Here is an 8,927-nt window from a genome sequence, read left to right as displayed (position 1 = left end):
CCGCAGGAAACGGGGAAACAGGCTGAACCGCCAAAACGGACAGCCAAACGAACATCCAAAACGGACATCCCAAGAAAAGAGAGCGCTGACGCGCTCTCTTTTTAGATCCTGAACGTGCAATGGTTCAGAGCGGCAGGCATTCGCCCTGTACAAAGACCTTGAGTTCGCCCGACTGGATCGAGGTCCAGGTTTCATTCTTGGTCAACGGTGCTGTGACGATGATGGCCACACGGTCCTGTGGTGTGGTCTCTCGGGCGAAGTCCACGGTCAGGTCCTCATCCGACAGATGGGCCTGGGCAAAGGGGTGGCGACGCTCGATGTAGCACAGGTGTGTGGTGGCATGGGCCCACAGCGCTTCGCCGTTGGACAGCAGGAAGTTGAAGGTACCGTGCGGCGAGATGCGCTTGGCCAGTTCGCGCAGCGTGTGCGTGAGTTCCTGCACGCTGGGCAGGCCGGCATGGGACTTCCAGAGCTCCTGGAGAATCCAGCAGAAGGCCTGTTCGCTGTCGGTGTTGCCTACCGGATGGAAGTGGGCATGGAGTTTGGGAGCGAAGCCCTTGAGATCTCCGTTATGGGCAAAGACCCAGTTGCGGCCCCACAGTTCACGCACGAAGGGGTGGCAGTTCTGCAGGCTTACTGCGCCCTGCGTGGCCTTGCGGATGTGGGCGATGACGTTGCGGCTCTTGATCGGGTACTCGCGTATCAGCTTGGCGATGGGCGAGTCGATGGCGCGCTCATAGCCGACGAAGTGGCGCAGGCCCTTGTCCTCGAAGAAGGCGATGCCCCAGCCGTCCGTATGGTCGCCGGTATTGCCCGCCCGCTGGGTGAACCCCGAAAAGCTGAAGCGCACGTCGGTGGGCGTGTTGCAGTTCATTCCAAGCAGCTGGCACATGGCGGTATCGTTGTTTGCGTAGTTCAAGCCATAGCCTAACGCCTGGCGCGGCAGCTGCAAGCACAATGCGGGGCAACGGCAAAAAAACGGAAGACACCCATGCCCATCCTTTGTCTGCATACGGCGCACAGCAACGCCGTGATCTTCGAGCAGGCTGCTGCCGAACTGGGCTGGCCGGCCTACTCAATCGTTCATCAGGTGCATGAGGAACTGCTGTTGGAGGCGGAAGCTGCGGGTGGCATGAATGCGTCGCTTCGGCAGAAAACGGCAGGGCAGCTCGATGCGCTGGCAGACCCTGCCGATATCGATGCCGTGCTGCTGACCTGCTCGACCCTGGGCCCGGCCGTGGCGGATTGCCGCAGTGGCAAGGTCTGGCGTGCCGATGGCATGCTGGCGCGCAAGGTGGCCGCTGCCTTGCAAAGTGACCCCGAATCGCGCATTGCACTGCTGTGCGCCGCTCCCACGACGTACGAAGCCACGCGCAATCTGTTCATGGGAGAACTGCAGCAAGGCAACGCAGATCAACGCATGCAGCTGCAGTGTGTTGAAGGGGCCTGGGCTCTTTTTCGCAGTGGTGATGTCGCCGGCTATGTGGCGTGCATGGCCGATGCGGCTGTTCAGGCCCATGCTGCCGGTGCTACCCAGGTGGCCCTGACCCAGGTGTCCATGGACGGCGTTGCCAGGCACTGGAAGCCAGATACCTCCATGCCTGTGCCCTGGACGGTGGCTGGGAGTGCACTGCAGGCACTCATGGAAATACGGGATTAAAGACCAGGTTTCATGAAAAAAGGCAGCCAAAGCTGCCTTTTGCATGCATTGAGCGAAAGATCCTCAGCTGCGTTCGGACCAGAGCTTGCCGCCCGTGGCCCAGTTTTCGCGCTTGATGTCGGTGATCAGGATGTCCACCGATTCGGGCGAGCCACCGAGGACTTCAACCGAGACGCGCGTGATCTCTTCGACCAGCTTGCGCTTTTGTTCAACGGTGCGGCCTTCCATCATTTCGACGTGGTACGTGGGCATGTCAATCTCCTCAGGGATCAAGTTCTAGGGGGTTGGGTCGGCGACATCATATCGGCCGACGCGGGCGGTCGAGGCTTGTCGGTGCCAAGCGCGCAGGCGGGGCACAGGCAGGCCTTGTTGCGCAGTGGCTCCGGAATGCGGGCCAGTGCATCGGGTGCCACCGGCGTGTCCATGCACCAGCAGTTCAGCGGATCAACGCCCGCAAGAATGGCGCATTGATTGCTGCGGCCGCACAGCGGACACAGGCTGGCATCGGGGGGAGGGGCGCTCATCGTGGTGCTGAGTGTAGGCTCATGAAAAAAGCACCTCAGGCAAGCCTGGGTGCTTTTGCAGCCTTGGGCGCCGCCAGATGTCAGGCGGCTGCCTTGACCTTCAGGCGCCAGGCATGCAGCAGGGGCTCGGTGTAGCCACTGGGTTGCTCCTTGCCCTTGAAGACCAGGTCACAGGCGGCCTGGTAGGCCATCGAGGTGTCGAAGTGGCCGGCCATGGGCTTGTACAGCGCATCGCCCGCGTTCTGCTGGTCGACCACGGCGGCCATGCGCTCGAAGGTCTCGCGCACCTGGGCCTCGGTCACGATGCCGTGCTGCAGCCAGTTGGCGATGTGCTGGCTGGAGATGCGCAGCGTGGCGCGGTCTTCCATCAGGCCCACGTTGTGGATGTCGGGCACCTTGGAGCAGCCCACGCCCTGGTCCACCCAGCGCACCACATAGCCGAGGATGCCCTGGACGTTGTTGTCCAGCTCCTGCTGCTTTTCAGCCGCGCTCCACTTGTCTTCCTTGACCACGGGCACCTGCAGCAGGTCGGCCAGGATGGTGGCGCGCTCGGCGTCGGCATTGGTCTGCTCCAGCTGCTTTTGCACTTCGGCCACATTGACCTGGTGGTAGTGCAGGGCGTGCAGCGTGGCGGCCGTGGGCGAGGGCACCCAGGCGGTATTGGCGCCGGCCTTGGGGTGGCCGATCTTTTGCTCCAGCATGGCCTTCATCAGGTCGGGCATGGCCCACATGCCCTTGCCGATCTGCGCCTTGCCGCGCAGGCCCAGGCCCAGGCCCACGAGCACGTTGCTGCGCTCATAGGCGGCCAGCCAGGCGCTGCCCTTCATGTCGGCCTTGCGGACCATGGGGCCGGCATACATGGCGGTGTGCATTTCGTCGCCCGTGCGGTCCAGGAAGCCGGTGTTGATGAAGGCCACGCGCGATGCGGCAGCGGCGATGCAGGCCTTGAGGTTGACGCTGGTGCGGCGCTCCTCGTCCATGATGCCCAGCTTGACGGTGTTATCGGGCAGGCCCAGGACCTTTTCCACGCGACCGAACAGCTCGCTGGCGAAGGCGGCTTCCGCAGGGCCGTGCATCTTGGGCTTGACGATGTAGACGCTGCCCGTGCGCGAGTTGCGGATGCCGTTGGCGCCCAGACCCTTGATGTCGTGGACGGCGATGGCCGTGGTGACCATGGCGTCCAGGATGCCCTCGGGGATTTCCTTGCCGTTGCCCCAGAGGATGGCCGGGTTGGTCATCAGGTGGCCGACATTGCGCACGAACATCAGCGAACGGCCATGCAGCTTGACGGGCTTGCCATCAGCGCCCGTGTACTCGCGATCGGCGTTCAGTCCGCGCGTCATGCTCTTGCCGCCCTTGTCGAAGGTTTCGGTCAGCGTGCCCTTGAGGATGCCCAGCCAGTTGGCATAGCCCACCACCTTGTCTTCGGCATCCACGGCGGCCACGGAGTCTTCCAGGTCCAGGATGGTGGACAGGGCGGCTTCGACCACCACGTCGGCCACGCCGGCGGCATCGGTCTGGCCGATGGCCGTGGTCTTGTCGATGCGGATGTCGATGTGCAGGCCGTTGTTGAGCAGCAGCACGGAAGAGGGCGCCTCGGCATCGCCTTGGTAGCCGACGAACTGGGCGGTGTTCTTCAGGCCCGTGGTGCCGCCGCTCTTGAGTGCGACGACCAGCTGGCCAGCTTCCACGCGATAGCCGGCGGCATCCTTGTGCGAGCCCGAGGCCAGCGGGGCGGCCTGGTCCAGGAAATCACGTGCGAAGGCGATCACCTTGGCGCCGCGCACGGGGTTGTAGCCCTTGCCCTTTTCCGCGCCACCGTCTTCGCCGATGGCGTCTGTGCCGTACAGCGCGTCATACAGCGAACCCCAGCGCGCGTTGGCGGCGTTCAGCGCATAGCGGGCGTTGAGAATGGGCACGACCAGCTGGGGGCCGGCCTGGATGGCCAGTTCCGCATCCACATTGGTGGTGGTGGCCTTTGCATCCTTGGGCTGCTCGACCAGATAGCCGATCTGCGTCAGGAATTGCTGGTAGCCGGCCATGTCGGTGATGGGGCCGGGATGGGCCTTGTGCCAGGTGTCCAGCTCGGTCTGCAGGCGGTCACGCTCGGCCAGCAGGGCGGCATTGCGAGGAGCCAGATCGTTGACGATCGCGTCGAAGCCTTTCCAGAACGCCTCGGGAGCGACACCGGTGCCCGGGAGCACTTGTTCATTGATGAAACGGTGCAGCTCTGTAGCGACCTGCAGGCTGTGGGCTTGGGTGCGATCGGTCATGGTGGGAACCCCGGGTTGGATGGATGGAAAGGCTTGGCAGACCCTTTTCGGGCCTGACTATAAGGAATACTTTATTAGATTTATTTGCGTACATAAATAGACCATAAATCTTAAAACTCGTGACTTTTACGCAAAAATGTGGGAAGGTTATGCGCGCGCCAAAACCGGCCGGCTTTGGCACGTAGCCCTATGCATGGTGCACATGGAGGACAGCCAGTGCCCACTATGCAAAAAGGCGAGTCACAGGAGACGGGTGTGCGGTCGCATGCCCCACAAGAACACGGAAAAGAAACGGACAGCGGTCATGGACAAGCTCAAGGCATTCGAGTCATTCGTATCGGTGGCAACGCGCGGCAGCCTCACGGCAGCGGCCAAGGCGGAAGGCGTGGCGCCGGCCATCATGGGGCGGCGCCTCGATGCCCTGGAAGAGCACCTGGGCGTCAAGCTCATGGTGCGCACCACGCGGCGCATCTCCCTCACGCATGAGGGCAGCGCCTTTCTCGAGGATTGCCAGCGCCTGCTGTCCGATGTGTCCAACGCCGAGGCCAGTGTCAGCGCGGGCGGGGTCAAGGCCACGGGCCACCTGCGCATCACGGCGCCGGCGGGCTTTGGCAGGCGGCACGTGGCGCCTCTGGTGCCGCTCTTTCGGGACCTGCACCCGGATGTGACGATTTCCCTGAACCTCAGCGACCGCGTGGTCGATCTGGCCGGCGAAGGCTTTGACTGCGCGGTGCGCGTGGGCGATCTGCCCGACTCGGCCCTGGTCAGCGTGCGCATTGCCGACAACCGGCGCCAGTGCGTGGCCACGCCTGCCTATCTGGAGCGCCGGGGCACGCCGCGCCACCCCAGCGAGTTGACCCAGCACGACTGCCTGACGCTGTCCAGCGACGCCTCGCAGACGCGTGGCTGGGCCTTCCGCATCCCCCATCCCGACAGCGGCACCAGCGAGGTCGTGCACTTCAAGCCGGGCGGCCCGCTGGACTGCTCCGACGGCCAGGTACTGCACGACTGGTGCCTGGGCGGCTGGGGCATCGCCTGGCGCAGCACCTGGGAGGTCGAGGCCGAGATCACCTCGGGCCGCCTGGTGGCCGTGCTCGAAACATTCGCGGCGCCGCCCAATGGCATTTTTGTCGTCTTTCCCCAGCGCAAGCACATGCCGCTGCGTGTGCGGCTGTGGATCGACTATCTCAAGCACCACTACGAGCAGCCGGATTTCTGGCGGCGTACCCACGCGGCCTGAGCGGGCCGCCCAGCAAGGAGGAATAAGCATGGCAGTGTCGATAGCGACGAAAGCGGTATCCGCAACGCAGGGCGCGGCCCCAGGACGGCGGCGCTGGATGCGCATGGCGCTGGGAGCCGCCTGCCTGGGCATGGTGGCGGGCTGCGCCGTCCAGGGGCCGGGGCAGGGCCGGCCGGACGGGATGCGGCAGGGCGCGGTGCCTGCCGGCATCGTGAGCGTGACCTTTGACGATCCCTCGCGGTTCGACGCCGGGCGCAACGGACCCCAGGAGTCCGAGAAGGCGCGCCGCGCCTGGGTCGATGCGCTGGCCCAGTTCCTGGCCGAGCGTGCCGCGCCCAGGCTGCCCCAGGGCCAGCGGCTTGAAGTTCACCTCACCGATGTGCAGCGCGCAGGCGGCTTCGAGCCCTGGCGCGGGCCCCAGGCTGCCGATGTGCGCATCGTGCGCGACATTTACCCACCGCGCATCGACCTGCGCTTCAAGCTGCTGGGAGCCGATGGAAAGCTGCTGCGAGAAGGCAGCCGCCAGCTGCGCGACGCCAGCTTCATGATGCGCCCGGACCTCTATCCCAACGATCCCCTGCGCTACGAAAAGACGTTGCTGGACGACTGGGTGCGCGCGGAACTGGGGCGCTGACCGGACCGCAGTGGTCTACCGATTGCCTCGGACATCACGATGGCAGTCCCCGTTTCTGGCGTAATGGACGCTTGGCCCAAGAGGCCCAATTTCTATACGGATTCCCCATGACGATAGAAGCCATCCTGGCCAGCCTCCATCTGCTGGCCATCCTCACCTTCGTGGTGTTCCTGTCCAGCCAGGCGGCGCTGTGCCGTAGCGAGTGGATGAACGCCGCCGTGGTGCAGCGCCTGGCGCGGCTAGACATGATCTATGGCCTTGCCGTGGTCTTCCTGGTGCTCACCGGCATCGCCCGTCTGGTGTGGGGCGTCAAGGGCATGTCCTGGTACGTCTCGCAGCCACTGTTTCATCTGAAGATGACTTTGTTTGTCGTCGGCGCGCTGCTGTCGATCAAGCCCACGCTGGCCTTTCGGCGCTGGCGCCGCGCGCTGGATGCCGGCCAGGGCCTGCCCCAGCCGGCCGAGGTCGCCAGCACGCGCCGCTGGGTGATGTGGCAGGCCCATGTGGTGCCCGTGATCGCCGTCGTCGCGGTGTTCTGGGCGCGGGGCATGTAGGCTCCGTTTCCCTGTCCGGCGGCACGGGGTGGGCCTGCCACGTAGAATCCGCCGATGCTCTCCGTCAAACAGGAACTGCTCGCGGCTCTGGCCGGCGAGCTTGAAACTTTGTCGCCCGGCGCCGGTGCCCGTGCCGCTTTTGAATCCCCCAAGGTGGCTGCCCATGGCGATTTCGCCTGCACGGCCGCCATGCAGCTGGCCAAGCCGCTCAAGCTCAACCCGCGTTCGCTGGGCGAGCAGCTCAAGGCTGCGCTGGAGGCCACGCCGTCCTTCCAGCGTTGGGTCGATGCCATCGAGATCGCCGGCCCCGGCTTTCTGAACATCCGCCTCAAGCCCGCCGCCAAGCAGCAAATCATCCGCGAAGTGCTGGAGCAGGCCGAGAAGTTCGGCTGGCTGGCCGACCGTGGCGCAAAGATGCTGGTCGAGTTCGTCTCCGCCAACCCCACCGGCCCGCTGCACGTGGGCCATGGCCGCCAGGCCGCGCTGGGCGATGCCATCTGCAACCTCTATGCCACCCAGGGCTGGGGCGTGCACCGCGAGTTCTACTACAACGACGCGGGCGTGCAGATCGACACGCTGACCAAGAGCACGCAGCTGCGTGCCAAGGGCTTCAAGCCCGGCGACGAATGCTGGCCCATCGATCCCGAGAATCCGGCAAGCAAGGCCTTCTACAACGGCTCCTACATCCAGGACATCGCCGACGACTTCCTGGCCCGCAAGACCGTCAAGGCCGATGACCGCGAATTCACGGCCAACGGCGATGTCGAGGACTACGACAACATCCGCCAGTTCGCCGTCGCCTATCTGCGCAACGAGCAGGACAAGGACCTGCAGGCCTTCAACCTGCACTTTGACGAGTACTACCTCGAATCCAGCCTCTACACCAATGGCTATGTCGAGGACGCGGTGCAGCGCCTGATCGCGGGCGGACATACCTACGAACTCGACGGCGCGCTCTGGCTCAAGTCCACCGACTACGGTGACGACAAGGACCGCGTGATGCGCAAGCAGGACGGCAACTACACGTACTTCGTGCCCGATGTCGCCTACCACATCCAGAAATTCAAGCGCGGCTACTCCAAGGTCGTCAACATCCAGGGCACGGACCACCACGGCACCATCGCGCGCGTGCGCGCCGGCCTGCAGGCCGCCGACGTGGGCATCCCTGCCGGCTATCCCGACTATGTGCTGCACACCATGGTGCGCGTGGTGCGCGGCGGCGAGGAAGTCAAGATCAGCAAGCGCGCCGGCTCCTACGTCACGCTGCGCGACCTGATCGAGTGGACCAGCAAGGACGCGGTACGTTTCTTCCTGCTGTCCCGCAAGCCCGACACCGAGTACACCTTCGACGTGGACCTGGCCGTGGCCCAGAACAACGACAACCCCGTGTACTACGTGCAGTACGCCCATGCGCGCATCTGCTCGGTGCTGGCCGCCTGGGGGGGGGACGCGGCCACGCTCAAGGACGTGGACCTGTCGGCGCTGGAAGGCCCGCAGGCCCAGGCGCTGATGCTGCAACTGGCCAAGTACCCGGCCATGCTGACCTCGGCCGCAGAAGGCAATGCGCCGCACGACGTGACGTTCTACCTGCGCGAACTGGCCTCGCTGTACCACAGCTACTACGACGCGGAACGCATCCTGGTGGACGACGAAAAGGTCAAGCTCGCCCGCCTGGCGCTGATCTCGGCCACGCGCCAGGTATTGCACAATGGCCTGGCAGTGCTGGGCGTCTCGGCCCCGCAACGCATGTAACTTCGAGCGACAAGCGATCTATGAAGACACAGCAACGTGGGGGCACCGTCATCGGTCTCATCATCGGCATGATCGTCGGGCTGGCAGCAGCCCTGGCCGTCGCCGTCTATGTGACCAAGGTGCCCGTGCCCTTTCTCTCCAAGGGCGGCAAGACGGCCGACCAGGACGCGGCCGAGGCCCAGCGCAACAAGAACTGGGACCCCAACGCGCCGCTGCAGGGCAAGAACCCGGCGCCATCGAGCTTTTGCTTGAGCTGCTCGGCATCGTCGCGCTTGGTGAACGGACCCACA

General features: G+C 64.6%; 9 protein-coding genes and 1 pseudogene. 6 read left to right on the top strand and 4 right to left on the bottom strand.

Annotated elements, in window-relative coordinates; genetic code table 11:
• Window positions 1-124: 124 nt before the first annotated feature.
• Window positions 125-892 carry a class II glutamine amidotransferase gene (locus INR38_RS28375; RefSeq protein WP_099735233.1) on the bottom strand — a complete coding sequence of 256 codons (768 nt, stop codon included), beginning with the start codon at window positions 890-892 and terminating at the stop codon, window positions 125-127.
• A gap of 99 nt (window positions 893-991) precedes the next feature.
• Between INR38_RS28375 and INR38_RS28370 the strand changes: the two genes are divergently transcribed.
• Complete coding sequence (locus INR38_RS28370; protein WP_207444594.1) at window positions 992-1,660, top strand: hypothetical protein; 669 nt, start codon at window positions 992-994, stop codon at window positions 1,658-1,660.
• A 63-nt stretch (window positions 1,661-1,723) separates the two neighbouring features.
• Here the strand turns inward: INR38_RS28370 and INR38_RS28365 are convergent, their stop codons facing one another.
• The 3 genes from INR38_RS28365 to INR38_RS28355 form a co-directional block, all read right to left on the bottom strand.
• Complete coding sequence (locus INR38_RS28365) at window positions 1,724-1,912, bottom strand: 4-oxalocrotonate tautomerase (protein ID WP_012202595.1); 189 nt, start codon at window positions 1,910-1,912, stop codon at window positions 1,724-1,726.
• Window positions 1,913-1,929: 17 nt separating this feature from the next.
• Complete coding sequence (locus tag INR38_RS28360) at window positions 1,930-2,184, bottom strand: cysteine-rich CWC family protein (RefSeq protein WP_013804760.1); 255 nt, start codon at window positions 2,182-2,184, stop codon at window positions 1,930-1,932.
• A gap of 80 nt (window positions 2,185-2,264) precedes the next feature.
• Entirely contained in the window at window positions 2,265-4,457 is a 2,193-nt protein-coding gene (locus INR38_RS28355; RefSeq protein WP_207444595.1) for a malate synthase G, read from the bottom strand.
• A gap of 304 nt (window positions 4,458-4,761) precedes the next feature.
• Between INR38_RS28355 and INR38_RS28350 the strand changes: the two genes are divergently transcribed.
• From INR38_RS28350 to INR38_RS28330, 5 genes and pseudogenes are all read left to right on the top strand, one after another.
• Window positions 4,762-5,697: a LysR family transcriptional regulator gene (locus tag INR38_RS28350; RefSeq protein ID WP_013804758.1), complete on the top strand. Its 936-nt coding sequence runs from the start codon at window positions 4,762-4,764 to the stop codon at window positions 5,695-5,697.
• Window positions 5,698-5,725: 28 nt separating this feature from the next.
• The gene (locus tag INR38_RS28345) at window positions 5,726-6,331 is read left to right on the top strand and encodes a DUF3016 domain-containing protein (RefSeq protein WP_071957015.1); all 606 of its coding nucleotides are present in this window, start codon (window positions 5,726-5,728) and stop codon (window positions 6,329-6,331) included.
• Window positions 6,332-6,438: 107 nt separating this feature from the next.
• On the top strand, window positions 6,439-6,885 hold the full coding sequence (locus tag INR38_RS28340) for a DUF2214 family protein (protein WP_012202600.1): 447 nt from the start codon (window positions 6,439-6,441) through the stop codon (window positions 6,883-6,885).
• A gap of 54 nt (window positions 6,886-6,939) precedes the next feature.
• A complete protein-coding gene (argS, locus tag INR38_RS28335; RefSeq protein WP_043825927.1) occupies window positions 6,940-8,637 on the top strand; it encodes an arginine--tRNA ligase in 1,698 nt (565 codons plus the stop codon).
• Window positions 8,638-8,657: 20 nt separating this feature from the next.
• Window positions 8,658-8,927, top strand: a pseudogene (locus tag INR38_RS28330) (sporulation protein); the annotation flags it as partial.

The sequence above is a fragment of the Delftia sp. SD018 genome (assembly GCF_017355445.1).
GTDB lineage: Bacteria > Pseudomonadota > Gammaproteobacteria > Burkholderiales > Burkholderiaceae_C > Comamonas > Comamonas acidovorans.
The sequence above is the reverse complement of the archived record's forward strand: the minus strand, read 5'-3'. Positions and strand labels throughout refer to the sequence as shown.